Genomic DNA, 26,780 nt, shown 5'->3' on the forward strand with positions numbered 1-26,780 from the left:
GTTGCCAGATTTCTTGAGGTTGACAAATTCCCCGTAAAGTTTCAATCCCTGATAGGGATTTAGGTTAATTGCGGCCGCCCGTGTCAGAAGCCTTACAGTATTTAGTTTTCAAGGTACTGTTCCGTGAACCATCCATAAAATATCATTTCAGCCACCGCCTTGTCAAGAGACACAAACTACAACAACCATGAAACCCATACTCAGCAAGACTTCCAACGTTTCCGTGAATCGATTTTTCAAGCAGAGAGGCTCAAACCCTTGCCCCACCAGCCATACAGCCGAAAGATTTGACCCCCTCAAAAAAACACCTACCCATTCACGGAAATTCCACGAACCGGAAAGCGATTAAACACTCGCGACTGCTAACTCTTCCGCCGCCTCTTTCTCGTTCATCTCGTCGAGTTTCTGCCAAACTTGCTGCATCAATTCATCCAACCCAACTCCACTCACGGCGGAAATCAACAAAATCGGAACACCGCTGATTTCTTTAAGTCGGCTGATTAAATTACCGATTTCTTCGCTTTCGAGATCGATCGCATCTACCTTATTAAAAGCCAAAATCTGCGGTTTATCGGCTAAACCACGCCTGTAAGCCTTCAATTCTTCCTGAATAGTGACATAATTGGCGATCGGATCTTCATCCGTAATATCAATCAAGTGCAGCAGCAATCGAGTCCGCTCAATGTGCCGCAAAAACTCGTAACCCAAACCCGCACCCTCGTGTGCTCCTTCAATCAATCCCGGAATATCTGCAAACACCGTACCGTCGCCAGTCGGTTTTCTGACTACGCCCAAATTCGGGACTAAAGTTGTAAACGGATAATCAGCTATTTTAGGCCGAGCAGCAGACAAAGCTGAAATTAAGGTGGATTTGCCAGCATTCGGCATCCCGAGAATTCCCACTTCAGCTAATAGCTTCAATTCCAAACGCAAAAATTTGTGTTCTCCTTCTTTTCCCGGCATCGCATAATCTGGAGCCCGGTTAGAATTGGTCAGAAAACACTTATTTCCCAAACCGCCTTTGCCGCCTTTTGCCACGCAAAAAGTCTGTCCGGGCGTTACTAAATCTGCTAAGATTGCCTGAGTTTCCGCGTCGTAAACAACTGTACCGCAGGGAACTTCGATCGTGCGATCGTCCCCAGAAGCCCCTGTCATATTCTTCGGCGCGCCGCGCTTCCCGTCTTCGGCTTTAAAAATCCGGTTGTACTGAAAATCTAGCAGCGTTTGCAGGCTTTCCACCGCTACCATAAACACAGAACCACCCCTCCCGCCGGTGCCGCCGCTGGGCCCGCCCGCCGGTACATACTTTTCTCTGCGAAAAGCTACCATACCGTCGCCGCCTTTGCCGGCTGCGACTTGAATATCTGCGCGATCGATAAATTGCATAATTTAGTCAGCAGTCAATACTCAGTTATCAGTTGTCAGTTGTCAGTTATCAGTTGTCATTAGTCATTCGTCAGTAGTTATTATGATACCAGATCCAAATACCGTCTTTCTCTTTTTGTTTAGTCCGGGTCGGCGGACGACAGCCAAGTTTAGTGGCGATTTACAGTTGCCGGAAAAATATAATTATACCAATACTAAAAAGTAGTGCAGAGCGAGAAATTGTACCCGAGCATCTGTATGGAAACGGCACTGCCGTCTCCGGCTCCTCAACCTGCGATTTTTAATAATTTGTATAAGCTTGAGGATATTACCACAGCTTTTATTGAATTAGTATTATCAAAGCAGATTTGATATTAGCAAGAATTACCCACAAAAACTGAATAAACCGGGTTTTTCTACTGGCTTTTTCTACTAGCGGGGATGGATGTAACGATGTTTTATCCTAGAAAAACCCGGTTTTTGCATTTTGGACTAATTAGTAGTCATTGGTTAATAGTGACAGTCATTAATCCCAGATTTCACAAGAATGACAACTGACAACTGACAACTGACAACTAACAATATATCGATACATCTTCCTTACATTCATCTGCCAAATAGCAGAGAGCTCGAAAGCGCATCCCCACCAACTGTTCGTAAAGCGGGTTAATCTTGCACATCGCCGGAATGTGCACGATTTTGCGTCCGAATAACACGACATCTCGCTCAAACGGACACTGCGGCGGAATCATTTTGCAGACAAAGTGTGCTACTCTCGGGTCGTGAACGTCCCAGGCGTCAAGCCAGTCTTTGACTGGTTGCAGGACATTTTTGTGGTGAGGTTGAGGTAGTCCAGATGAAAGCGGTGTTGCGGCGACGGGGGCGACATTCGCATCAAAGACTATTTGGCTGCTGGGCCCCTGCGGCTCGCACTTGCTGTCTTCGATGGTGTGTCGCAAAGCTTCTATCGCTTCTACATTCTGACCTAAAGCCGTGCAAAACTTGTAGATTACCTCGTCTTCCGAGAGCGAGTATGTACCGTCTGCCAAGGCTACCATTACTGCTGTCCTCAAAAAATCCTCGCCTTTGGCTGTGCTTTGCCCTAAAACAGCAGCTAGTTCCTCTGGGGCAATGGGTTCAAAAGCCTCCTCAAAAGATATCGGATGTAGTTCATCCTGAGTTAGATTCGCAATCATTGTTTGTTCGTCTTCGTCGAAGTTGCCGTCTGCCCAAGCAATTGTCAGCAATCCGCGCAGCCAAACAGTAATCTCTTCATTGGTGCAGGAAGATTTCGCGTTACTCATGAGCATTTCCAGTTGGATATACCAGTCAATTTGTTCGTTTACAGCGGGATAAATATTCCCCTCCCAATAATTTTTACTGCTTTTTTGTTCGCTCAATCTATTTGTTGAAGGTTGGTGCCTGAAGATTGCTCGAAACGCTTGTAGTGGACGTGTTAAAAGCATATTTTTGTCTCAGAAGCATCGCTAACTAGCGAGCTAATCTATTAGGTCATCCTTTTCCCCTAAAATGTCATCTATCTGGAGGAATAGGTTTGTTTGATTCATCTTAACTCTAGGTGCACCGATAGAGAGAGCGATCGAATTTTATTCAAGCCCGATTGCCCTGAGCAGCCCAATTTTTCGCAAGCAATCAAACGTTTGCAAGCGTTGGATCTAATCAGACACTGGGTTTCTCACCCAGGGGCGATCGAACTTCGCTCTCTTTACATCTTAATATATATTTTTGTAAATTTTTGTGTGCAGGCTGGGCAATATTAACACCGAGCCGGCTTTATGACTTGGAAAAAAAAAGAGCTGATGCAACTGTTACCGCCGTTCAAGGGTTGCAATTGCTGTGACCGTCTCTAAATGACCAAGAATTTCTTGATGGTACCCGCCACGTAATTTATCTCGCGCAAGTCAATCGAAAATCTAAAATCGAAAATCTAAAATCGAATGACTGATTTTTTTAACTGCGGCGGCACAAAATCCAGCGCAATTCCATTGGCGGGCGTCCGTTTGCCATTGGGAAGACATCTCGACCGGTGGCCCAACTGGGAAACCAGGGCGTCGGCGGCCAGGCTCCTTCTGGCAGGTGGCGGCGTTCGTACTCAAACACCAATTCGTCGGATATTTGGACTAGCGGCAACCCTTCCATTGCGGTGGCGAGTTCTTGGGGGGTAAATAAAGTAGACCAAGAGAGTTGGGCAACTTGTCGCACCAGGGCATCTGGCTGGTAGTCGCCTACGGTTAAAAACGTGCTGAACAGCAACAGGCCTCCGGGACACAGGGAATCGCACATTTTAGCCAGGAAAAGCCGTACTTGATCGCTGTCTCGAAAATGCGAGATAACTTCGGCGGCAACTGCCAACTGGTAGCGGGCAGGTTTCATCCGCATTAACGGGTCGAGCACATCGCCTTCAATAACTGTCACGGGAAGATGTTCGGCTGTTACTGCTGCTTTCAATTGTTCTGCAAAAGCTGGAGTTAGTTCGATCGCATCTACAGAATAGCCCAACCTCGCCAGCGGTAAGGTATTGCGGCCGGTACCAGCCCCCACGTCCAATATCCGCACTCGATCGGGTGTACCCAATTTAGCAGCCGTTGCCATCAATTTTGCGTCTGGATGAGAGCCGAAAAGCGGAGGTTCTCTGGTGTCTACCCAGCTTTTGTACTGTTCTCCCATTGTTGAGGTAGTAACAATCACTTTGCAAGCTAAACCGGTTTGCGGCGGCTGCACTGATTCGTATTGCAGGATCAGCAGCGATGCTGTGGAGGTGCGGTAGCCTTGTTCCAACTTGCCGGCTAAAAGCTTGCTGAGTTCGTCTCTGCGTTCTTCTGGCAGGGGTCTGTCGAGAGTGCGAAATAGCTGTTCTACCGCTTTGAGATAGTGGCTTAGCATTCCCGGTACACAGGGGAAAACTAATTCTCCGCGAGCGTTTATGCGAGTATTAATTTTGTAGAGGATAGCTTGCTGGAGAATGTCGGGATTTACTACCAGCGGTAGCTGTTCGGTTTGGTCGATCGTGCTTTCGGCGCCCATAAATTCCGCGAAGAAGTCATTAGTTATTAGTTATTAGTCATTAGTCATTAGTCATAGGGAAGTCTTTGGAGAGAGAGCTAACTGTACAATTTAAAAGTATAAAAAAGCCGATTTTAGATTTATTTGGTTTCGTTGCTTAGTGTTTTTAGATTGTAGAAAATCAGATTTTAGAGCTTTATTTTGCATAAAATTCCAATCTCAAATCTCACATCAACCAAGCCCAAAACCCGAGTAGGTCTGAAAATCGGAGTTAGTATCAAGGTAAGCTGTAGCGGATTTAAATTGTATGTTTCACGGCGAGGTGGAAAAAGCGTCAAATCCTCTCCCCTTTTCCCCCTCTCTCCTTCCCCCCGTCAGCCATAACAGGCAATTTATATGGGTAGCAACTTAAAGCGGGGCTTAGTTGCTGCCGGTAAAAGTCACTTCGGGGAACTTTGACTGAGCTTCAGTCATCGGGCGCCGTCTGCCTTCCTCTTGCCAGTAGTTGATTACTTCTGTAGCTTGGTTGAGGACTTCGACGCGATCGTTGTCAGCAATCCAATGTTTGGCTTCGAGTTCGTTTTTGAGTTCTTCCCACGCATCCTTGCGGGGCCAGAAAAAGTAAGCTGTCAGCGGGCTAGTTCCTTTGCCGACAACTTGGTCAACGGCGAGGGCAACATTCTCTTCTAGCCAGAGAACTTTTAAGATAAACTTGGACAAGCAAACCTCCAGGGTTCCGATCGAACTTGTTAAAAATTTCTACAATCGCTAAGCGTAGCACACTCTGTTCGATAATGAGTCATCGGCCGTCAAAAGTTTTGTGGCGCGGCTAGTTTGAGCGCTGCGATCGGGGCTGGGAACAGATAAAATTTGGGTTCTCACCCGCCCTAGGTACAAGGATAGTTAAGTTGTGAACAGAGTTATTTTAGTCTTCGACATTGACGGTGTGGTGCGGGATGTGTCCGGTTCCTACAGGCGGGCAATCGCGGATGCGGTGGAACATTTCACGGCGGGTGCTTTTCGCCCGAATTCTCTCGATATAGACTCTCTGAAGTCTGAGGGAGTGTGGAATAATGACTGGCAGGCATCTTTCGAGTTAGTTTGCCGTTATTTTGAGGGAATTGGGCGATCGAGAAACCAACTCGCTCTCAACTATGACGAATTAGTGGCTTTTTTCCAAAGCCGCTATCGCGGGCCCGATGAGAAAAATTGGACTGGTTACATTTGTACCGAACCGCTGTTGTTAAGTCCGGCTTACCTGGAAAATTTAACAGTTGAGGGCATTGTTTGGGGCTTTTTTAGCGGCGCGATGCGGGATGAAGCTGCTTATGTTTTGTCAGGGAAACTGAGTTTAAATTCCCCCGTGTTGGTGGCGATGGAAGATGCACCGGGAAAACCCGATCCGGCTGGACTTTTCGCGGCAATTGAACAGTTGGAAAACCTGCACGGTTTAGAAAAAAATTTGCCCGTAATTTACGCGGGAGATACTGTTGCCGATATCTACACGGTTGTGAATGCGCGGGAAGTGCAACCAAATCGGGTTTGGCTGGGGACGGGAATTTTGCCACCTCATGTTTTGGATGATTCTGAGCGCTGCGAAGCTTATGCTGCGGTGCTGAAAAATGCCGGTGCAGCAGCGGTTTTCAGGAATGTCGAAGAGTTGACTGCTGCGCGGATTCGAGAATTAGTTCAGTAGGCCAGTCATATCAATTCCGGTAACACTCCTGATGATGGGGAGTGGGGGAATGTGGAATTGCGCGACCTTGACTCGATCGTTCCCATCCCACCGGAAACGATATCAGTCTGTAGGCTACGCATTCTGCACCTTATTTTGTTGACAAAAAATGCCTGTAGGGTGCGCCTGGCGAACCGGATATTATTGACCAACAAATGTAAATTTGTTAAATAATTTGGCACCTTATCCTATTGACAAGTAAATGTAGTTTTGTTACATTTATTTGTCAATTTTTGCATCTTTGAGTTGACAATATCTGCTGCGGCGGCCTAGTACAGAGTAGAGGTCAAGTTGTAGGAGAATGCAACTATGTTAGTTTCGCGACCGAGTGATAAACAACCTACGCTGGAAGAAACTCGGCAACTAGAAAAGCTCCAAGTCCAAATCGAGCGAGCTGTCGCTGACGGCAAGATATCTAAACAAGAAATGGAAGACATCAAGAGAGCGATTTGGGCTGACGGAAAAGTTACTGTTGAAGAACTGCAACTTTACAGAATATTGGTGACAGATAGGATTGTTGCCGGAGAAGTTGAATACGAGTTTTGAGAAGAAAGAAGTTTGGCAACGAGCAGTGTACGGGATTGAACGGATGAATATTGAGGAAATAAAAACAAGGAAGAAGAGTTAGAATTGCGCTAGAATAGTTTATTTACTCCTATCTTCCGATGACATTTAGCAATTCTTTGGAGCATCCCTTTTAGGAATTATACCCCACAATCATCGGGATGCTCGCAAGTTTTCATTGGCGTTGTGAGATTATTGCAAGTGCAAGAATTTGTCTAATGCACTCACTGCAACTGGCGGCCAGCGCCTGGTACGGGCAACCCAATCGAGGTCTTTGTAGCGTGAATCGAGGCCGACTGCTGCTACCCAATTGCTCTCTGCTTCGCCCCGCTTTCCTGCTTCCCAAAGACATGCGCTGAGGGCGGCTCTCATGTCGGCAAATTGGGGGTATCTGCGGACGATGTTTTTCATGTTGCGAATTGCTTCTTTGGTTTGCCCGTTTTGATAAAGTGCGAGGGCGTGGTTGGCGCGGGCAAAGGCGTATTCGGGGGCTAATTCAAAGGCTTTACTGTAGTCGGCAATTGCTTGTTCCCATTTTCCTAAACCTGCTTCGGCGTTGCCTCGGTTGTTGTATGCGGCTGGATCTTTGGGGTCTAATTCTAGCACGTGATTGTAGTCGGCGATCGCTTCTTCCCAGCGTCCTAAACCTTCTAGGGCGGTGCCGCGGTTTAGGTAAGGATCGGGGGCGTCGGGTGCTAGTTCGATCGCTTTTTCGTAGTCGGAAATAGCGGCTTGCAGTTTGTTTTGGCTGACTCTAGAATTGCCTCGGTTGCTCCAAGCGGGGGCTTGTGAGGGAAATTTTTCAATGATTTGAGTCCAAAAAGTTTCAGCGGCGGGAAATTTGCCTTCATTTGTAGCTTCAAAAGCTTTTTGAACGAGTTCTCCCAATTCCTGTTGGGGATCGGCCATATCTGTTGGTTGTACTTGTGCTGCAGCGGGCGCGATATTTCCCAACCACACTAACCCGGTTACAATTAATACTGTAAAAAATGTGAAAAGTGAACGAATCATCTTTGTTGGCAGTTGAAACTTTATTTAGGAATGAGAATTAAATAAAATCCACTTTTCCTGTTTGTTGTGGGATGGGCGTCCCGCCCGTCCTTTTTGGGCGGGCGGGACGCCCATCCCACAAGAAAAAAGGGAAATTATTTAATTGACGATCCTTAAAGACATTATTAACCAAAATTTTAGGTATTAGTTCGATATGTTAGGACTACTTTTATGAAAAAACGCTTGCTAATTTTGGGCGGAACGGGGGATGCTGCTGAACTGGCGGCAAGAGCGTCTCAAATCGCTCAAATCGAGGTGATATCTTCGCTAGCAGGACGCACTCAGCAGCCTTTTACCCCCAAAACGGGTACGGTGCGAATTGGAGGGTTTGGTGGGGCGGCTGGGCTGGCAGAGTTTTTGCTCGATCGCCCGATCGACTTGTTAATTGATGCTACTCATCCGTTTGCGGCTCAGATTTCTGCCAATGCTGCTGTTGCTGCTGCTGAATGCAATGTGCCCTATTTGATGCTGGTGCGTCCAGCTTGGGAGAGGGTGGAGGGCGATCGCTGGATTGAAGTTGCCAGCCACTCGGAGGCTGCAAAAGCTTTATTAGGGCAGTCTCAGCGGGTGTTTCTCACCATTGGCAGGCAGGAATTGGCTGCGTTTGCTGGTTTGGATGCTATTTGGTTTTTGATGCGGGCGATCGATCCTCCGGCACTAAATACTCCTGTTCCTAACGGCAAATTGTTATTAGCAAGGGGGCCTTTTTCATTAGAAGACGAGCGGCAACTACTATTAGAATATCAGATTGATACAATTGTTAGCAAAAACAGCGGCGGCGGTGCTACTTATGCTAAAGTTGTTGCGGCTAGGGAACTCGGAATTCCGGTGGTGATGGTGCAGCGACCGCCGATTCCCGATGTTGAGCAAGTTGATAATGTTAACCAAGCGATCGCTTGGTTAATTAATCAGTTATTAGTTATGAGTTATTAGTTACATCCTTGGGGCGATCGGACTGTGCCAGCTCGCCTCAACTGAGGTTGTAGCAGCCAGACTGCAAAGATTCCTCTCCCCCAAGCGTCTATAACCAACTAAGCTACTATCAGCAGTTGGGGTTAAGGTCGCGGATCTGACGGGGTGACAACGCCTCTGTCTTTTTGAGAGCAATCAATTTAAACCCTTCTGAGTGCAAGGCTTGCCAGTTTTTTGTCACTCCGTCAGGAGAATTACTCTAATAACCCTACCCAATCAGGAGACTCAAATATATGCAATACAAAAACGGTATGCCAATTGCCATTATTGGCGCGGGAATATCAGGAATTACGACAGCCCAAATTCTCAAGAAAAATGGCTTCCAAGCAGTTGTTTTTGAGAAATCCGAAAAGATAGGCGGAGTATGGGCAGTTACATACGCAAACATACACCTGCAAAATATCAGGGAACAGTATCATTTATCAGATTTTCCTTGGCCATTCACGCCTGATTTACATCCCACGAGAGAACAAATCCTGAATTATTGGGGGCAAGCGGTCAACCATCTAAAGCTTGATGTGCGGTTAAATCATGAAGTTATCGAACTAAAAGAAACAGAAGAGGGCTGGCTATTAAGATATAAAAACCAGGAGGGGGTTCACGAAGAATTATTTGGATACGTTGTTATCTCAGTTGGACTCTTTACAGAAAGAAAGTATCAACCTGCATTACCAGGTATCGAAGATTTCGGCGGGAAAATCATCACTGAACGGGATGTCCACACGCTTGATATATTCGATAATCAACGAGTTGTAATCGTTGGCTTCGGAAAGAGCGCCTTAGACATGGCGACTTTGGCAGCAAAACAAGGCGCGCAAGTAAATCATGTATTTCGTACACCGCGCTGGCATGTGCCAGAATGGATTTTGGGCGTACATTGTACCTACGCATTATTCAGCCGTTTTGGAACAGTGATGGTCCCAAGTTGGGCATATCCAACCGCCATTGAACGTTTCCTGCACAATCGCCTTGGCTTCATTGTTTCCGGTTTTTGGGATTTGGTTGCATCCATCTTCCGCTTTCAAGTTCAGCGAAATGTTTCTGGAAAAAGCCAAGCTGCCCAGGGTCGCATCAAAGCTGTACAACCAGACCACAAACTATTGGCTGATTTAGGTTCAGCCACAGGGCTTGCGCCTGAGGATTACTATCCGTTTATTGCAGAAGGAAAAATCTCGCCCCACCGTGCAGAATTATCTGGTTTTTCGCCAGAAGCAGTAAAGTTGAAAAATGGTGGCGAGATTCCATGCGATTTAGTCGTTTTATCTTTGGGTTCGCAAACGCCGATTTTTCCATTTTTGCCTGATAAATATCGAAAAATGTTGGAAACCGAACCCGATGGCGTGCAGTTATATCGCCACTTGCTTCATCCTCGCATTCCTGGCATTGCCTTTGCCGGGTTCAATCATGGATTTCTGCACGTGCCAGCAGTCGAGATCGCTGCACAATGGCTGTGTGCTTACTTGCGCGGTGAACTTGAGTTACCTTCCAGCGAAAATATGGAAAAAAGTATTGAATATATCCGCCAGTGGAAACGCGCAAATATGCACTTTAAACCTTCGCGAGGCTGTGCAGTCAACACTCGCTTTCAACAATATATTGACATCATGCTTAAAGATCTGGGTGTTTCTCCTTATCGAAAATTGCCTAACATTTTCGCTGAGATATTCGGCAGATATCAACCATCAGATTATCTTGGCGTATGGGAAGAATATAATCAAAAACAGAAAAGTCGCTCTACTCCACTACACCCTCTTCCGTTGGATACATGATTGCTTGTAAAGCTTACGAGGGATCAATTGATGCGCGCTATTATGCTGCTCAGATCTTTGCTGCCCATTTCGCACTGATTGGAAAGGATATCCAAGCTTGGATAAATTTTTTTGCTGAAGATTCGACCTGATTGTTCGATCGCCCAAATATAAGTTTTTTACCAAAAACTTGAGTAAATTCTGAGCATAATTGCTGATTGACAAATGCTTCCCTAGCTTAAACTGTTACCTTAGCAATGGGCACTGCCTGGGGATACAAATCGCTCGGCTCTGCCTCCAATTCCAATCACCAATGCCCAATTCCCAATTCTCAATGCCAAATTACTTTGATTTTTTCTGACTATTCAAAGAGTTAAGATGATTGTTCATTTTTTGCAGGTATGTTTTTAAAACAGGATACTGTGAAGTTGCTAGCAGTGTATCTTTTTTCTGGCTGATAGTTGTTTCTAATGGCAAAACGCGATAGTTCGTTTTATTGTTCTGAGTATAGCGGTGTACCCAAGTCGGAATGGTTTTGATGCTGGTAATTTCTGTAGTTTTTTCTGGAAAGGTTTTGCGAATATTTACTTGCAAAATTACGCCTAGGTCTGTATAATTTTTCTGCTGACCGGAAATGAAGTTTCCCATTGAATAAATTGCTACAGCTTTGCGGGTTTTCCCATTTTTGCCGGGAAAGTTAAAAATTTTGTAAGGTTGGACGACGTGGGGATGGCTGCCGAGAATGATGTCTGCACCAGCTTTTAATAGGTTTTCTACTAATTGTTTTTGTTCGCTGTTTGGCTGTCGCTCATATTCATTGCCAAAATGCAGGGAAATTGCGATAATATCTGCTCCTTGTTTGCGGGCTTTGGCAATGTCTTTGATTATCTTTTTTTGGTCGATTAGGGAAACTAAGTAATCTTTGCCTTTGGGTATGGGAATGCCGTTTGTGCCGTAGGTATAAGCTAGCATGGCTAGTGAAATGTTGTTTTTGGTGCTGATTAAAATTCGTGAAGCCTCCGCTGCCGATCGGGCTGTTCCTGTGTAAGCAATTTTACGATCGCTCAGATTGGCGATCGTCCTAATTACCCCTTTTTCTCCACGGTCTAAAGCATGATTGTTCGCGGTTGTCAAGATATTAAATCCGGCTTTTTTAGCCGCATCCGCTAATTGAGGCGGTGCGTTAAATAGCGGATATCCCGTATATCCGCCCGCGTCTTCCCCCGCTAAAGGTGTTTCGAGATTTCCGATGACCCAATCGCCTGTTGATAGGATACTTTTAACTGGTGCGAAGAAACTGTCAAAATTGTATGTTTTCTTTTTGGCGTCGTAGCCCGATCGCGTTTGGGTACTGTGCATCATGATGTCGCCGACAGCAATTAGTTTTGCTTCTTTAATCTCAGACTTTGGTTTGGCGGGAACAGGGGCTGCAATTGGCGATCGACTTTCTGCAGGCTGTGTGTTGGTTTTTGGGGTTTGGATATTGCAGCCTGCGATCGAAAGCATGGCAATTAGTGAAAACAGCAGACGAAACTTCATAATTTATAAAAGCGATTTGTCGGCTTATATGGTATCATGACCGGGACTTAAGTTAATAACATAAGTCTGTCATTGCGAACGGTAGTGAAGCAATCGCAGCATCTATTTTTACTTGGTTCTACGCAAGTCATCATAACTAAATTAGTTGCGACTAAAGATATGAAAAAAAACTATCTAATTCTCGCCTTTATTGTTTTTGTATTAATTACAGGTTTTGGTGTTTTCACTTACGCTCAAACTTCGGGCGATTCCCTTCGGGATAGCTTCGCTTCACGACCTTTTGAATTTGCCTTGATTGGCGATTTGCCCTACAGTGCCGAACAGGAAGCACAATTTCCGAATTTGATGGCAGATATCAATCGATCGCCCGCAGCGTTTGTAGTCCACGACGGCGACATTAAAAACGGTTCTAGTCTCTGCGATGATGCAACTTTTATCAGCCGCAAGCAGTTATTTAACAATTTTGAAATCCCATTTATTCTAGTTTACGGCGATAATGAATGGACGGATTGCCACCGTTCAAATAACGGCGGTTACGATCCAGTAGAAAGACTCGCTAAACTGCAGGAAATTTTCAACCATGGCAGTCAAAGTTTGGGGAAACGCACCTTAACTCTCACCCGTCAAAGCGAAAACCCGCAGTTTGCTAAATACCGCGAAAATGTCCGCTGGGTTTATCATGGAGTTGTGTTTTTCGCGATTAATATGCCGGGAAGCAACAACAATTTTGGGCGCACTCCCGAAGCAGATCGAGAATATGCCGATCGCAATTCAGCTAACTTAGCCTGGATCGAAGAATGTTTTGCTTTAGCCAAACGCAGCAACAGCAAAGGAATTGTGTTAGTTGCACAGGCAAATCCGGGATTTGAACTCGATCCGACGGACAAAAGAAGAAGCGGATACAACGATTTTATCGCAACTTTGGAAACAGAAACAGGCAATTTCCCAGGGCAGGTTGTATTCGTCCACGGCGATACTCACTATTTCCGCATCGATAAACCTTTACCCCATTTTACCGATGAGACTCAACTACCGAGAATGAAAAATTTTACTAGAGTTGAAACTTTTGGTTCTCCAAACGTGCATTGGTTGCGGGCGTTTTATGACCCTACAAATCCTAATTTGTTTGAATTTAAACAGCAGATTGTTCCGCACAACTAGGCTAGATAACACAATTTTCATGCAACATAAATATTTGTTTTCTTAGACTGAATATAGGTATATTCGAGCAATTTATATCAACTATGCTAGCGCATCGGAATTAATATTACCCACAGTCAGGATACCGCGAATGCAAGAGTGTTCCTACAATTAATCGGGTTAGGGACAGGGCGCTGCGCCTTGTCCTCAGTATCATTCCGATGCTACCGGAAACGATATTATTTATGACAATCGCAACTGGGCATCTTGGGGGGTGATAAAGAGGCTATTGAGATAGACCGAATCAGGGTTGCAGCCTGCATACCTTGTTGATAAAAGCGGCGTTTATTTCGAGTTAACTTGATTAACTGTTCCACCTAATCAGAATATTTTTCGATATAATTTACCCATTTTTATCCATCTAAGTCAACACAAAATCTACTCAGAATTCGACATATTTTTTTAGGTTCTTGACGCAAACATACAGATTTTTTTACCTGTTTTTTACTCTGTTCAGTGCCTTCAAATATTGCCTAACTGTAGGCTAGTGTCACGAGCAAAATTATCTCAATCAGTCGGTTACATTTTAAGCTATTTCCTTCCAGATCGTAGCCTCCTATTTTCTAATCAAGGAAACATTTCTTCAATGCCCATCCGTTGCTTGTAAGCATAATGAAGCGAAGCTATCCCGTAGGGAATCGCGGTCCGCAATCACCCTAAATCTGTGAGAATAAACCACGCTTCATCAACCTGCCATGCCCCATAGTTTTTTTTCCACTTACAAGCAACATCAAATCCCGTGGCAGGCTGAGTTTTTCTCTTTCTTTCACGTAGTTGCTCAACTTTATAGTTTAAAAAATAGGATTGAGTATGGCTTCAAGCAAGTTAAGAACGAGTTAGGGTGGACTGATTATCGCCTCACAGATTATCCGAAGATTGAACGATGGTGGCCACTTTTTTTCAGTGATTATTTATTAGTAAGTATTCACGCTCACTATTTCGCTGATGATGAGTCAGCTCAGGATTCAACCAATAAATTGGCTCCTTCATCTCTGTCAATTATCCAATTTCAAGAACACCCTCGGTGGGACAATGCTAGGATTTGGAAGAGTGCGCTGAATAATTTAAGATTAATTATTCAACCGTACATTTTTGCTTGCTTAATTAACCCTTGGGTAGAGGTCTTTAAGATACGTGGTCTGTGAGGGTGTGCAGATTAATCTATTATATGAATGATTTTCGGACTCTTTTTAAGCATCAACTAGTTACCAATTTGGTTGCTGCCTAGTCTTATCCTCTCCCCGAAGTGATAAAAGAGGGTTAACAACAGCAGTTGTCATATACGGGATGGTAGCGAATTCTGAGCGGGTCGCGGAGTGGCAAGTGCATATTGGGCGTGAGCGTTTTTAAGAGTGGGATTATGCCAGAGCCCTCATACAGCGATGGCTGTAGGAAAGTCGCTCACGCCTACAAATCACGTCAGAGGGCGCCTGCTGCACATCACCCGCACCGCATTTTTGGTACGGTTGGCAACACCGACAATACTTCCGGCGACGCTCACGCGCCAGTAGGGTTCGCTCGGCAGGCTCATCATGGCGTTGACACAGCCTTTTCGGTTTCTAGGAATAGTTTTGTACGGTTTTCTTCAATGCCAATTACTGCTGATTATTTCGCGTTTATTGTGGCAAATACGACCAACCCAGTAGGGTTCTCCTGACTGTTCCTCCCACTTAGAAAACGGCATCATAATAACTGTAAGCAACGAGCTTCAACCCAAACTTTTCTTATAAAGCTTTACCATCTTTGAGGTGACAGATTATGTTAATGCGTTCTTGGCAACCCTTCACTGAAATTGAAACCATCCGTCAGCAACTCGATAAAGTTTTTGACCAACTGGCAACAACGAAAGATAACTCAGAAGCCGCTTGGATGCCCGCTCTGGAATTGGTTGATGCTGGGGACAACTTCGTATTAAAAGCGCAACTGCCTGGAATTGACCCCAAAGACGTTGACGTTCAAGTCACCCGCGAAGCAATTTCCATCTCTGGCGAACGCCGCTACGAAAACACAGACGAAAAACCCGGCTGCGTCCGCTCGGAATTCCGCTACGGCAAATTCCACCGGGTGCTGACCTTGCCCGCACAAATTCAAAATGACTCCGTGCAAGCTGAATGTAAAGATGGCATTCTAACGCTAACGCTGCCGAAGGTACAAGAAGCTCGCAATAAAGTCGTCAAGATTAATTTGGCCGAAATTGCTGGAACTCCAGCGAATCCCGCTTTGGAACAGGCTAACCAATAACGATCGGCTGGGCTTAATCGAGTGAGGCAAAATTTCCTTTCATCGAGCCTGATTGGATTGACTTAACAACAACGGAACTGGAAAAACTCATACCGGGAGCTACCATTGCTCTCGGTATTCTTTGTTTGGGAAAGCCGAGCGAAAAACCACCTACAACTGTCCTGAACCCGCTGTGATTTCAGTAATGCTTACGAGGTCGGCTTATAGCAAATGCAGTCGATGTGCACTTCGCGACCAGAATACCCAATCGCGAACCCAGGAGCATTGAAAGTCCCTCGCTGATGCGTTCCACCTTTTTTTGTGGCGAATAAAGATGCTTGGAGTGCATTGAACTGCGGGGCGCTTTTACGGTCATGAAAAATCCTTGGGAAAAACGCTGCTGCCAGGAACGCGAAGGTTTGATAGTGCTGAACTCGCGTATCTAGCAACTCCTGTAAAATCTGTTGTACTGTTATTTTCAACGGAGGTAAATTATTCTGTACGATCGCCCAAACTAGGTGCGAGCGAGACTCGTCCATATTCATCAAGTCCTCTGGGTCTGAAACCCCGCCGTTCTACGGCGGCTTTACATGATATAATGGGATGAGCAATTAACTCAATCTAATGCAGACAATATCTGTTAAATGTAAGCTGCCAGTTACTGTCGAGTTGCGGTGTGAAATTGACCGCACTTTGCAGAGATTTGCCGATGCTTGTCATCAGATATTGGAGGTAGCAAAAAGCGAGGATTGCTGGAATACAACCAAGCTTCACCACAAGGTTTATAAGCCTGTGCGCGAGGCTACGGGTTTGAAGGCAAACCATGTATGTCAAGCAATTCGTCGCGTGATTGGTAACGCCGAATCTGTTAAGCAGATCCATCGGTTCAAACCAACATCGATTAGCTTGGATGTGCGGACTTTTCAATACATTGAAGAGTTGCAAACTGTTGGCGTTACCTAGATGTGTGGTCGAGTTAAGTTCAAGTTGAGTATTGGTAACTATCAATTGGCATTGCTTAAAGGGCAATCTCCAACTGCGGCTACACTCAACAAAACGAGAAGGCGCGACTACTACATCAATATCTGTGTTGATCTGCCCACTGAACCCACTGGTAAAAACCCAAAAGTAATTGGGGTGGATTTGGGCAGGCGAGATATAGCTACCACTTCCACAAGTGAAACTTGGAAGGGCAAGCAGATTCAATCGGTTCGTGACCGTTACAGTAAGGTCAGAGCGAATATTCAAAGGAAACGCACTCGTTCGGCTCGTCGCCTGATGAGAAGGCTTTTTGGCAAAGAACATCGTTTTCAGAAGTAGTTGAATCACAATATTTCTAGGCAACTTATCAGTAGTGCAAAACAACTGGGTGCAGTGTTGGCTTTTGAGGATTTGACGGGGATTAGAGATAATCTCAACGAGAAGCCTAGAAGCAAAACAGAACGCCGTAGGACTAATAATTGGGCGTTTTACCAATTGCTGTTGTTTGTGGGGTACAAAGCGAATATTGCTGGTGTATTACTTGTATTTGTTCCACCCGCCTACACAAGTCAAACCTGTTCCCGATGCGGACATATTCACCCAATCAAGGGTAAATCCTATCGGAATGGTAAGGTTTTTAAGTGTGGACATTGTGGGTTTGAACATGATGTTGATTTAAATGCTGCTTTGAATATTGCTGCTTTGGGGGCTTCGTTTGTAAGCAGTCCCGAAAGTCCGGGACTGAGTTGTCAATTGCAGGGGCAAATGCCTTTGTTTCCGATATCTCAGTTCTGCGGCTAAAGCTTCGCGCTTCTAAGGCGGAGTAAGCTTACCTGTGCCGTCCATTCCACAGGTTCAGACGCCGACACTTGCCCGGACTTTCAACAAAACCCTAACGCTGAACCCGATGAACTGTAGGAATCTGAAGGGGCGAACTTATCCTGCTGCGCCCGGCAGCGGCGGACAGGCCTTGCAGCAGTTAGAGCTGCTGGATACCCACCCCGTGTTTACCGATCGGTGTCCCCGGTGTGAAATGATACCAATTTTAAAGGAAATAACAGTATTCTTGTTCCCCCCGCAATGCAGCGGGGGGGCGAGGGCATTGGTAACAAGTTAAGCTAAAAAAGCATTTGTCAATCAGCAATTATGCTCGATATTTACTCGGATTTTGGGCTCAAAACTGAGATTTAGGCGATCGTGCGATCGTGCCGAGGGTGATACTTATACCTACTCCCTCTCAAATCGTAAATTTTCCACTCCTAAAACAGCAGTTTTTGTGAGTAATATTACTGATTGACAAATGCAATTAAGTCTTAACTTGTCACCAATGGGCTAGGGGGAGTCGAAGAGTGTTGCACGATTTTAGAAAAATGGTATGACTTATCCCCAATATGAAACGCCGCCTGTTAATTGGGATTGTTCGGCTTGCGGATGGATCGATGATTCGGTTTGAGGTGATGGTTGACAACGATAATTTTCAGCAACGGGAAACACTCGCTCGACACCCCACTTGAAAGTGCAGCCGACTAAGCCCCCAACAAAGACCCAAAACGCGCATTGAGGGATCACGGTTAACAATACAATCTTATCAGGGCACAATTGCCAGAAGCGAAACATGAGCTCACTTTTGTTGACTAAATTACTGTGTTACAATCAGCTCCGATAATAATTAAGTTTTCAAATCGGCCTTAACCTCACGCTCAATTTCCTTGCGATCGGTAGAATAATAATGACTATCAACTTAACTGGCTATCAATTCGTTGAAACCCTCCACAGCGGGATCAGAACTTCAGTCGATCGCGCTCGGAGGATTTCGGACTTTTCCAGCGCGATCGTCAAAACGCTAAAGGCTGAGTATCCCACTCTTTCTGACATCACCCGCTTGCGGCACGAATATCAAATCCTGCACAGCTTGAACGTAGAAACGATTGTCAAAGCAATTAGTTTAGAAAGCTATAAAAACGGTTTAGCACTGATATTAGAAGATTCAGGCTCCGAGTCTCTCAACGATTGGATTAAGGGTAAAAAACTCACAATCATTCAATTTCTGTCTTTGGGCATCCAGCTTGTCTCTGCCTTAGCAGAAATCCATAAAAATAAGATTATTCATAAAGATGTAAAGCCACAAAATATTATCATCAACCCAGCCACTGAAAAAGTTCAAATTATTGATTTCAGCATCGCTTCGCGCCTGGAGCGAGAAAATTCGACCCTCAGGCATCCAGATTTGCTCGAAGGCACACTCGCCTATATGTCGCCAGAACAAACTGGCCGGATGAATCGGTCAATTGACTACCGCACTGATTTTTATTCACTAGGCGTTACCTTCTATGAAATGCTCACAGGCGAGTTGCCCTTTAATTCCACAGACCCGCTGGAATTGGTACACAGCCATATTGCCAAAACTCCCATTCCCCCTCACCAGCTAAATCCTGAAATCCCCCCACAAATTTCAGCGATTGCGATGAAGCTATTAGCTAAAAATGCTGAAGACCGCTACCAAAGCGCTGAGGGACTAAAATTTGACTTAGAAACTTGGTCGATCGAGCTACAGGCTAGCGGATATATTTCCAACTTTGTTGTTGGAAGTGCGGATAAAGCAGGGCAATTAAATATACCGCAAAAGCTCTACGGTCGCGACCGAGAAATTGAAAAAATTCTAGAAACTTTCGATTGCGTTGCCAGTGGTACCACCGAATTAATGCTGGTTTCCGGTTATTCCGGGATAGGCAAAACAGTGTTGGTCAATGAAGTTCACAAACCCATTGTGCGGCAGCGAGGATATTTTATTGCGGGGAAATTTGACCAGTTCAAGCGCAATATTCCTTATGCTTCCCTGATTCAAGCATTCCAATCCTTAACTCAGCAACTTCTAACCGAAGGCGAAGCAGAAATCCAAACTTGGAAAGAAAAACTGTTATCCGCTTTAGGCGATAACGGACAAGTCATCATTGATGTGATCCCTGACGTTGAATTAATTATTGGCAAACAGCCACCCGTAGCAGAACTAGGGGCAACAGAATCGCAAAACCGTTTCAGTCGCGTCTTTAAACAATTCATAGGCGTATTTACGACTATTGACCATCCCTTAGTTATCTTTCTCGATGACTTGCAGTGGGCGGATTCAGCATCGTTGAAATTAATTGAATTGCTAATAACTGATTCTGATAGCAAGTATTTATTGTTGATTGGGGCATATCGAGATAACGAAGTTTTTCCCACTCATCCGACGATTAAAACAATTGACAAGATTCGCCAAACAGGTGCGACGGTGAATGATATTGTCCTTCAACCATTACACCTAGTTGATGTCGAAGAATTAATTGCGGATACTTTAAATGAATCTGGCGGTTCGGAATCCCTGTCTGTAAAGACGCGAAATTTAGCGTCTCTACTTTTTAATAAAACGCAGGGCAATCCTTTCTTCTTAAGTCAACTCCTCAAAACCCTCTATCAAGAAGATTTGTTGACTTATAACTTCACCCCCCTAATCCCCCCTTACCAAGGGGGGACAAAGGGGGGTTGGCAATGGAATATCGAGCAAATTCAAGCGATCGGCATCACCGATTACAACGTTGTCGAACTGATTGCTAGAAACATACGCAAATTGCCAGAAGATACACAAAAAGTATTAAAATTAGCTGCTTGTATTGGCAACACTTTTAACTTAGAAGTTTTGGCGATTGTCAATCAGGAATCATCCTTAGTCACGGCAGCGCAATTGTGGGCAGCACTTCAAGCTGGGTTGATTTTACCTTTGAGCAATGAATACAAAATTCCTCTCGTATTTAGTCAGGAAGAATCGGGCGGTTTTACCTTAACTGATGTGAAGGTTGACTACAAGTTTTTACATGACAGAGTGCAGCAAGCTGCCTATTCTTTGATTCCAGACTATCGGAAAAAAGAGACCCACTTAAAAATCGGTCAACTGCTGCTGCAAAGTACAACGCCCGAAGACCGAAAAGAAAATATTTTCGCTTTAGTTAACCAGCTAAATTACGGTACTGACTTACTTACCGCTGAATCCCAAAAATATGAACTAGCCCAATTGAATCTGATTGCCGGTCAGAAAGCGAAAGCTGCTACAGCCCACGATTCCGCCGTCAAATATTTGCAAGTGGGTTTATCTCTGCTAGCGGTAGATAGCTGGGAGAATCGGTATGAACTGACATTAAAGCTGCATGAGGAAGCAGCAGAGTCAGCATATTTGAGTGGTGATTTTGATGGAATGCAGAGATTTGTTGAGATAGTACAAAACTGCGCCAAAACGCTATTGGACATAGTAAAAGTGTACAAAGTCCAGATTCAAGCTTATATGGCGCAGAACAAGTTGCTGGAAGCATTGAATACGGGGCTGCAAGTCTTAAAGCAGTTGGAGGTAGAGTTTCCCGACTCGCCAAACCCATCTGATATTGGGCAGGCGCTGGGGGAAACTGCGGCAATTTTGAGCGACACCCGAATTGAGGACTTAATCGAACTCCCTGAAATGACCGATCGTTATCAATTAGCAGCGATCGGGATTTTATCAAGTATATTTTCTGCTTGCTATTCTGGAATGCCGGCACTGGTGCCTTTAACAGTGTGCAAACAAATCGATTTATCCGTTCAATACGGCAATGCTTCTGTGTCTCCCTTTGCATATGCGGTATACAGTCTTCTTCTTTGCGGGGCGGTAGGAGATATTGAGCGCGGCTATGAGTTCGGCCAATTAGCTTTACGTCTAGTGTCAAAGTTAAATGCCAAAGAAATCGAAGTCAAGACTTGCCACTTGGTTTATGCAGCCGTTCAACATTGGAAAGAACACGTCCGGAATACCTTAGAACCTTTCCTGTCAGCTTTCTCTAGCGGGCTGGAAACTGGAGACTTAGAATATGCTGGCTATGCCGTCATGGTGTGGAGTCATTACTCGTTTTTTGTTGGCAAGCAACTAATGCAACTCGAACGAGAGATAGCAACTTACACAGATGCCATTCATAAAATCAGCCAAGAAACAGCGCTTAACAATACAAAAATTAGTTGGCAAGCCGTCTTAAACATGATGGGAAGGAGCCAAAATATATGCCAGTTAAAGGGGGAAGCATACGATGAAGAAAAAATGCTGCCTCTACACCAGGAAACGAACAATCAACTGGCAATTCATTACTTATACTTGCACAAACTTGTGCTTTGTTACGTGTTTGAAAACTACCAGGAAGCCTTAAAAAATATCCCTCAAGTAGAAAGTTCTTTTGGAGCATCTACAGGGCAGCTAACTGTTGTTATCTTCTATTTATACGATTCTCTAGTACGGCTAGCTGTGTATTCTGAAACTTCACAGTCCGAGCAACAGGACATTCTTAACCGAGTACAAGCTAATCAAGAAAAATTGCAAAAATGGGCCCATCACGCCCCAATGAATCACCTGCATAAATTCTATTTAGTAGAGGCAGAAAAGCATCGTGTTTTAGGCGAAAAAGTAGAAGCGATCGAGATGTACGACAAAGCGATCGCTCTTGCCAAAGAAAACGAGTACATCAACGAAGAAGCACTAGCTCACGAACTCGCTGCTAAATTCTATTTTTCATGGGGTAAAGAAAAGATTGCCCGCACCTACATGACCGATGCTTATTATACCTATATGCGCTGGGGAACTTTAGCTAAAGTTAAACATCTAGAAGAAAAATACCCGCAATTAATAGCGCGAGCCTCTGTGCTCACCGAAACCCCTTTCGATCCTACGATGACTATTCCTCCTTTGACCGTGACAGGCGGTCAAACAGAGTTGCTAGACTTGGCAACTGTAATGAAAGCATCTATTGTCATTTCTAGCGAAATTGTTCTACCTAACTTGCTGATCAAGTTAATGAAAATTTTGATAGAAAACGCAGGTGCTGAAACAGGAGCGCTTATTTTCTCAAAAGAGGGTCAACTTGTTATAGAAGCGGCGGGGACTAAAGATCGAGTCCGAGTGCTAGAATCTTTACCAGTATCAACTTCTGGGCAAGTGCCTATCTCGGTACTTAATTACGTCACCAGAACTCAGAAAAATGTCGTTTTAAATGATTCGGGCCTCGATGATATCTTTAACGCCGACCCCTACATTACCCAACACAAGCCAAAATCTATTTTGTGTGCGCCTATCTTATCTCAAGGTAAGTTATGTGCCATCCTGTACCTAGAAAACAACTTGATTGCTGGCGCTTTCACGCCGAAGCGGGTAGAAGTGTTGCGGATGCTATCGGGACAAGCTGCGATCGCCTTAGAGAATGCCAACCTCTATCATACTTTAGAAGTCAAAGTAGAAGAGCGAACCGAGGAATTAAAAGCCAAAAATACGCACCTAGAAGTAGAAATTCAAGAGAGACAGCGAGCCGAGCAAGCGGCCGAAGCCGCAAACCGCGCCAAGAGCCAATTTCTCGCCAACATGAGCCACGAACTCCGCACACCGCTCAACGGCATTTTAGGTTATACCCAAATCCTCAAACGAGACACAGATTTAACCAGTCAGCAAAATTCTGGTATTAACATCATTCATCAGTGTGGCGAACACCTCCTAACTCTGATCAATGACGTTCTAGACCTCTCCAAAATCGAAGCAGGAAAAATGGAACTCTACCTCACCGAGTTTCACCTGTCAGAGTTTCTTCAAGGCATTACTGAAATCTGTCAGATTCGCGCCCAACAGAAGGGAATCTCTTTGATTTACGAACCGCTAATTCCACTTCCCACTTGCGTCCAAGCCGATGAAAAAAGGTTGCGGCAAGTTCTCATCAACTTACTCGGTAATGCCATAAAATTCACCGAAAAAGGAGGCGTTAGTTTTAAAGTAGACAGACTGGAGACTCAGCAATCTTTGTCGTCACCAATCGCCAATCGCCAATCCCCAACAGCAAAATTTATTTTCCAAGTAGAAGATACAGGCATTGGCATCGCGCCGGACGAACTCTCAAAAATATTTTTGCCCTTCGAGCAAGTCAGCGGTTCAGTTAGCCAGCAGATCGAGGGAACAGGATTAGGGCTGCCAATTAGTCGCCAATTAGTGGAGATGATGGGCGGCGAACTGAAAGTACAAAGTTCTTTAGGTAAAGGCAGTATTTTCTGGTTTGAGTTAGAGTTGCCTATTACCGAAAGCTGGGAAGGGGACCAAAAAGAACCTGAAAAAATTATCAGGAGTTTCTCAGGCGAGCGGCGGAAAATTTTAGTAGTTGACGATCGCTGGGAAAATCGCTCTGTCCTCGTTAATCTTTTAGGTCCTATTGGGTTTGAATTAATGGAGGCAACGGACGGTCAAGACTGCGTGAATAAAGCGCTGTTATTTCAACCGGACTGTATTATAATTGACTTAGTAATGCCAGTCATGGACGGCTTTGAAGCGGTGAGGCGGATCAGAAAAATCTCTGCCTTGAAGGATGTAATTGCGATCGGAACTTCTGCTAGCATTTTATCCGGCGATCCCCAAAGCATTTTCCAGGCGGGTTGCAATGCTTTTCTCCTCAAACCAATTCGGGCAGAAAAGTTATTAGAATGCTTGGGCCACCATTTAGGTTTAGAATGGGTTTATGATGAGCGAACAACTTTCAGTTCAGAAGGTATCTTCACCCATCCCCCTTCCCAAATCCAAGACCAACAACTGATTGCTCCCCCTTCGGAAGAAGTTGCAGTCCTGTTCGATTTAGCCATGAAAGGTGAACTTCTCAGTATTGAGCAGCGAGCCAGCAAGCTGAAGGCAATAGATATCCGTTATGCACCTTTTGCCAATCAGTTGATTGAATTAACCAGAAACTTTGAAGAAGACAAATTAGTTGAATTTGTTCAACAGTTTAGATGAGGACTAAAAATGACTAGCGAATCTTTAGACAGAGGAACCATTTTAATTGTGGATGATACGCCCACTAATCTGGGTTCAGTATTGGATTTTTTGAGCGGATCTGGCTTCACTGTTTGGGTAGCTCGCAGTGGCTCTAGCGCTCTCAAAAAAGTGCAATATTGCCAGCCGGATTTAATTTTGTTGGATGTTCTGATGCCAGAAATGGACGGATTTAAAACCTGTCAAAATCTGAAAGCCAATGACTTAACTAAAGATATCCCAGTCATTTTTATGACCGCGCTGGACGATACAGCAAGCAAAGTTAAAGGCTTTAATGTGGGGGGAGTTGATTATATCACTAAGCCCCTGCAACACGAAGAAGTTTTAGCTCGTGCTATCACGCACCTGAATCTGCGAAATCTAACTAAAAAGCTTCAGGCGCAAATTGTCGAGCGCGAGCGAGCGCAAGCCGACCTACAAGTTTTGGCACAAGAGCTAGAGAGGCGAGTAGAACAGCGCACCGCTGCACTTTCCCAAACGAATGAACGCCTCAAGCAGGAGGCTGCTGAACGCAAGCTTGCAGAAGCAGCTTTGCAAGCATCGGAAGCGCGAGAGCGGCACAAAGCCCTACAGCTCGAAAATTCCCTGCACGAACTCAAGCAGGTGCAAAGCCAGCTCATTCAGAGCGAAAAAATGTCTGGGCTAGGCCAGCTCGTAGCTGGCGTCGCCCATGAAATCAATAATCCAATTAATTTTATTTATGGAAATCTTTCCTATGCTCTGGAATATTCAAAAACTTTGGTCGCTATCCTTGACCTCTACGAAAAGCACTATCCTAATCCGGCTCCAGATATACAAGCAGAAATCGTGGCAAGCGAGCTAAATTATCTCAAAGACGACTTGCCTAAAATGTTCAAATCGATGTACTTAGGAGCCGATCGCATCCGCGAAATCGTTTTATCTTTGCGCCTCTTCGCACGGCAAGAAGGATATGAAATGAGATCGGTCAACCTTCACGAAGGGATGGACAGCACGCTGATGATTTTACAGAGCCGGCTAAAATTTAACTCAGACCGCCCCTCGATTGAAGTGGTGCGGGACTATTGCCCAAACCTGCCTGAAGTGGACTGTTATGGGGGAGAAATGAATCAGGTATTTATGAATGTACTTGCAAATGCGATCGATGCTATTGACGAGTGGAACACGCAGAGATCGCTAGAAGAAATTAAAGCGAATCCTAGCGTGATTCGGATTAGCACAGAAGTAACAAGCAACAATTGCGTAGCAGTCCGAATTGTGGACAATGGGCCAGGGATCTCGGAAGAGGTTCGCCGCCACGTATTTAACCCGTTTTTTACGACAAAACCCCCCGGTAAGGGCACAGGAATTGGGTTGTCAATTAGCTGGCAAATTGTAGTGGAAAAACACCGGGGAAGCTTGGGGTGTATTTCTGCACCAGGTAGGGGAACAGAGTTTACTATTCAGATTCCGATTCGGCAGGATTCTCCTGCCTTGTCGCTGTCAGCTTGATGTTCTGCAAAAAAGTTAGTGAATCCCTTGGATTGATTTTTTAAACTACTCCCCAATCTAGCAAGCTTAACAGAAGTTCTGTGACCGCTGCTTTTCAAGTTTCCTCACCTACGACCGTCATCCTAGCGCTCTTCTGTCACTATGATGAAAGTATAATTAGATAAAACAGCTAAAACTCAAGTACAGCTTATGGATCGGCCACGCCCAGCTCGACCTACCATAAATTCGATCGATGAATATTGCGCCGCCTGCAGAAATCTGTTTTCAGATGTGAGAAGTTTTGAGGCTTTTAAGCATCTGCATATCGGGATGATATCCGATCTCAAGCGCAAAACATTACCAGCAATAGCAGAAATAGTAGGATTACCTAATTAGCAATCGTTGCACCATTTTTTGAGTAAATCTCCAAGGTCAGCTCAGCAACTGAGAAGCCAGAGGTTAGATTATACGTTTTCAGGGGGCGACAAGCGCCCCCGAACCTTTACAGGCAAAGCTTTTTGCACGATCGGCCCGCCTCAAAAATTTCGGCTTAGCGACAAAACAATCTCACAAGTAAAAAGTGCTGGTGTTGTGATAAAACCCACATTCCGCACCCCCAACTGGCACATACGCGAATTGAGGGGGTAAAAGTGAATCATCCGAGATAATAGTGAGTAAAAACACCCAAAAATCTGTGCAACGCTCGCATCACTCAGTTAGGAATTCCTAAAAATTGACATGAGGGCATTAATTCAATCTTCTTAACCCATTAAAAGTCAAAAATCAGACTATTAATAACTATTAATTCCCAGGATATATCGCCCGCATTATGACAATAATACATCAGTGCTGAATCAACAATTATTTAAATGTAAGTCAGTTTTACCAATCAATAATCGACTTCATTTCATAACAAAAAATAATAAGACCGACAGGTGACGGGAAACAAATTTAAGATGGCTAACCGTTCTGATGTCAAATTAGAAACTTGCTGAATTCCTTGAATACAAACGGCATGAATCGATTGAAAACTTTGGAATATCCAGCGCAAAGTAGGTCGATTGGTTCCTTTGCCCAACTGATTTTT

General features: G+C 44.8%; 21 protein-coding genes, 2 pseudogenes and 1 CRISPR repeat array (1 of these 24 running past the window's edge). Of the genes and pseudogenes, 15 read left to right on the forward strand and 8 right to left on the reverse strand.

Translation table 11 applies throughout. The features are described 5' to 3' along the window. A CRISPR array of direct repeats spans positions 1–75; the repeat unit is 37 nt; unit sequence GTTTCAATCCCTGATAGGGATTTAGGTTAATTGCGGC (it extends 6,116 nt beyond the left edge of the window). Positions 76–187: 112 nt separating this feature from the next. Then, positions 188–349, forward strand: a complete 162-nt coding sequence (locus QUA80_RS07515; RefSeq protein ID WP_333422867.1) for a hypothetical protein — start codon at positions 188–190, stop codon at positions 347–349. Here QUA80_RS07515 and obgE read toward each other — a convergent pair. From obgE to QUA80_RS07535, 4 genes are all read right to left on the reverse strand, one after another. Further along, positions 346–1,386: a GTPase ObgE gene (gene obgE, locus QUA80_RS07520; protein WP_333422869.1), complete on the reverse strand. Its 1,041-nt coding sequence runs from the start codon at positions 1,384–1,386 to the stop codon at positions 346–348. The two genes, QUA80_RS07515 and obgE, sit on opposite strands and share 4 nt — an antisense overlap. A 554-nt stretch (positions 1,387–1,940) precedes the next feature. Continuing rightward, a complete protein-coding gene (locus QUA80_RS07525) occupies positions 1,941–2,831 on the reverse strand; it encodes a Mo-dependent nitrogenase C-terminal domain-containing protein (protein ID WP_333422871.1) in 891 nt (296 codons plus the stop codon). A gap of 505 nt (positions 2,832–3,336) precedes the next feature. Then, positions 3,337–4,410, reverse strand: a complete 1,074-nt coding sequence (locus QUA80_RS07530; RefSeq protein WP_333422873.1) for a class I SAM-dependent methyltransferase — start codon at positions 4,408–4,410, stop codon at positions 3,337–3,339. Positions 4,411–4,809: 399 nt separating this feature from the next. Beyond that, positions 4,810–5,121, reverse strand: coding sequence for a 30S ribosomal protein PSRP-3 (locus QUA80_RS07535; protein WP_293181450.1), 312 nt, complete (start codon positions 5,119–5,121; stop codon positions 4,810–4,812). 178 nt (positions 5,122–5,299) lie between these two features. Here QUA80_RS07535 and QUA80_RS07540 point away from each other — a divergent pair, with 178 nt between their 5' ends. Together QUA80_RS07540 and QUA80_RS07545 are read left to right on the forward strand one after the other, a co-directional pair. Further along, positions 5,300–6,085: a TIGR01548 family HAD-type hydrolase gene (locus tag QUA80_RS07540; RefSeq protein ID WP_333422875.1), complete on the forward strand. Its 786-nt coding sequence runs from the start codon at positions 5,300–5,302 to the stop codon at positions 6,083–6,085. A 348-nt stretch (positions 6,086–6,433) separates the two neighbouring features. Then, a complete protein-coding gene (locus QUA80_RS07545; protein ID WP_333422877.1) occupies positions 6,434–6,670 on the forward strand; it encodes a hypothetical protein in 237 nt (78 codons plus the stop codon). 210 nt (positions 6,671–6,880) lie between these two features. Here the strand turns inward: QUA80_RS07545 and QUA80_RS07550 are convergent, their stop codons facing one another. After that, complete coding sequence (locus QUA80_RS07550) at positions 6,881–7,699, reverse strand: tetratricopeptide repeat protein (protein WP_333422879.1); 819 nt, start codon at positions 7,697–7,699, stop codon at positions 6,881–6,883. A gap of 210 nt (positions 7,700–7,909) precedes the next feature. Between QUA80_RS07550 and QUA80_RS07555 the strand changes: the two genes are divergently transcribed. Beyond that, positions 7,910–8,671: a cobalt-precorrin-6A reductase gene (locus tag QUA80_RS07555; RefSeq protein WP_333422880.1), complete on the forward strand. Its 762-nt coding sequence runs from the start codon at positions 7,910–7,912 to the stop codon at positions 8,669–8,671. 272 nt (positions 8,672–8,943) lie between these two features. Further along, positions 8,944–10,479, forward strand: a complete 1,536-nt coding sequence (locus QUA80_RS07560) for an NAD(P)/FAD-dependent oxidoreductase (protein ID WP_333422883.1) — start codon at positions 8,944–8,946, stop codon at positions 10,477–10,479. A 321-nt stretch (positions 10,480–10,800) separates the two neighbouring features. Here the strand turns inward: QUA80_RS07560 and QUA80_RS07565 are convergent, their stop codons facing one another. Continuing rightward, positions 10,801–11,997 carry a CapA family protein gene (locus QUA80_RS07565; RefSeq protein ID WP_333422884.1) on the reverse strand — a complete coding sequence of 399 codons (1,197 nt, stop codon included), beginning with the start codon at positions 11,995–11,997 and terminating at the stop codon, positions 10,801–10,803. Positions 11,998–12,156: 159 nt separating this feature from the next. On the opposite strand from QUA80_RS07565, the gene QUA80_RS07570 reads away from it, so the two are divergent. From QUA80_RS07570 to QUA80_RS07580, 3 genes are all read left to right on the forward strand, one after another. Beyond that, positions 12,157–13,158, forward strand: a complete 1,002-nt coding sequence (locus tag QUA80_RS07570; RefSeq protein WP_333422886.1) for a hypothetical protein — start codon at positions 12,157–12,159, stop codon at positions 13,156–13,158. Positions 13,159–14,557: 1,399 nt separating this feature from the next. Beyond that, the gene (locus QUA80_RS07575; RefSeq protein ID WP_333422887.1) at positions 14,558–14,854 is read left to right on the forward strand and encodes a hypothetical protein; all 297 of its coding nucleotides are present in this window, start codon (positions 14,558–14,560) and stop codon (positions 14,852–14,854) included. A 101-nt stretch (positions 14,855–14,955) separates the two neighbouring features. Next, the gene (locus tag QUA80_RS07580; RefSeq protein ID WP_333422888.1) at positions 14,956–15,438 is read left to right on the forward strand and encodes an Hsp20/alpha crystallin family protein; all 483 of its coding nucleotides are present in this window, start codon (positions 14,956–14,958) and stop codon (positions 15,436–15,438) included. 178 nt (positions 15,439–15,616) lie between these two features. On the opposite strand, the gene QUA80_RS33725 is transcribed toward QUA80_RS07580, so the two are convergent. Continuing rightward, positions 15,617–15,859: a DUF72 domain-containing protein gene (locus QUA80_RS33725; protein ID WP_445302215.1), complete on the reverse strand. Its 243-nt coding sequence runs from the start codon at positions 15,857–15,859 to the stop codon at positions 15,617–15,619. Between the two features lie 182 nt (positions 15,860–16,041). Here QUA80_RS33725 and QUA80_RS07585 point away from each other — a divergent pair, with 182 nt between their 5' ends. From QUA80_RS07585 to QUA80_RS07615, 7 genes and pseudogenes are all read left to right on the forward strand, one after another. Beyond that, on the forward strand, positions 16,042–16,380 hold the full coding sequence (locus tag QUA80_RS07585; RefSeq protein ID WP_333422889.1) for a hypothetical protein: 339 nt from the start codon (positions 16,042–16,044) through the stop codon (positions 16,378–16,380). Between the two features lie 24 nt (positions 16,381–16,404). Next, a complete protein-coding gene (locus QUA80_RS07590; protein ID WP_333422890.1) occupies positions 16,405–16,737 on the forward strand; it encodes a transposase in 333 nt (110 codons plus the stop codon). Next, complete coding sequence (locus tag QUA80_RS07595) at positions 16,738–17,199, forward strand: transposase (RefSeq protein ID WP_333422891.1); 462 nt, start codon at positions 16,738–16,740, stop codon at positions 17,197–17,199. It begins immediately after the preceding gene. Positions 17,200–17,233: 34 nt separating this feature from the next. Beyond that, positions 17,234–17,515 carry a hypothetical protein gene (locus QUA80_RS07600; RefSeq protein WP_333422892.1) on the forward strand — a complete coding sequence of 94 codons (282 nt, stop codon included), beginning with the start codon at positions 17,234–17,236 and terminating at the stop codon, positions 17,513–17,515. A 612-nt stretch (positions 17,516–18,127) separates the two neighbouring features. Continuing rightward, a complete protein-coding gene (locus QUA80_RS07605; RefSeq protein WP_333422893.1) occupies positions 18,128–24,205 on the forward strand; it encodes an AAA family ATPase in 6,078 nt (2,025 codons plus the stop codon). Positions 24,206–24,214: 9 nt separating this feature from the next. Further along, positions 24,215–25,714 carry a response regulator gene (locus tag QUA80_RS07610; protein WP_333422894.1) on the forward strand — a complete coding sequence of 500 codons (1,500 nt, stop codon included), beginning with the start codon at positions 24,215–24,217 and terminating at the stop codon, positions 25,712–25,714. Between the two features lie 189 nt (positions 25,715–25,903). Further along, a pseudogene (locus QUA80_RS07615) lies at positions 25,904–26,158 on the forward strand (IS701 family transposase); the annotation flags it as partial. A gap of 442 nt (positions 26,159–26,600) precedes the next feature. On the opposite strand, the pseudogene QUA80_RS07620 reads toward QUA80_RS07615, so the two are convergent. Further along, positions 26,601–26,780 (reverse strand): annotated as a pseudogene (locus QUA80_RS07620) (IS1634 family transposase); the annotation flags it as partial.

Source organism: Microcoleus sp. F4-D5, from assembly GCF_036704885.1.
Taxonomy (GTDB): domain Bacteria; phylum Cyanobacteriota; class Cyanobacteriia; order Cyanobacteriales; family Microcoleaceae; genus Microcoleus.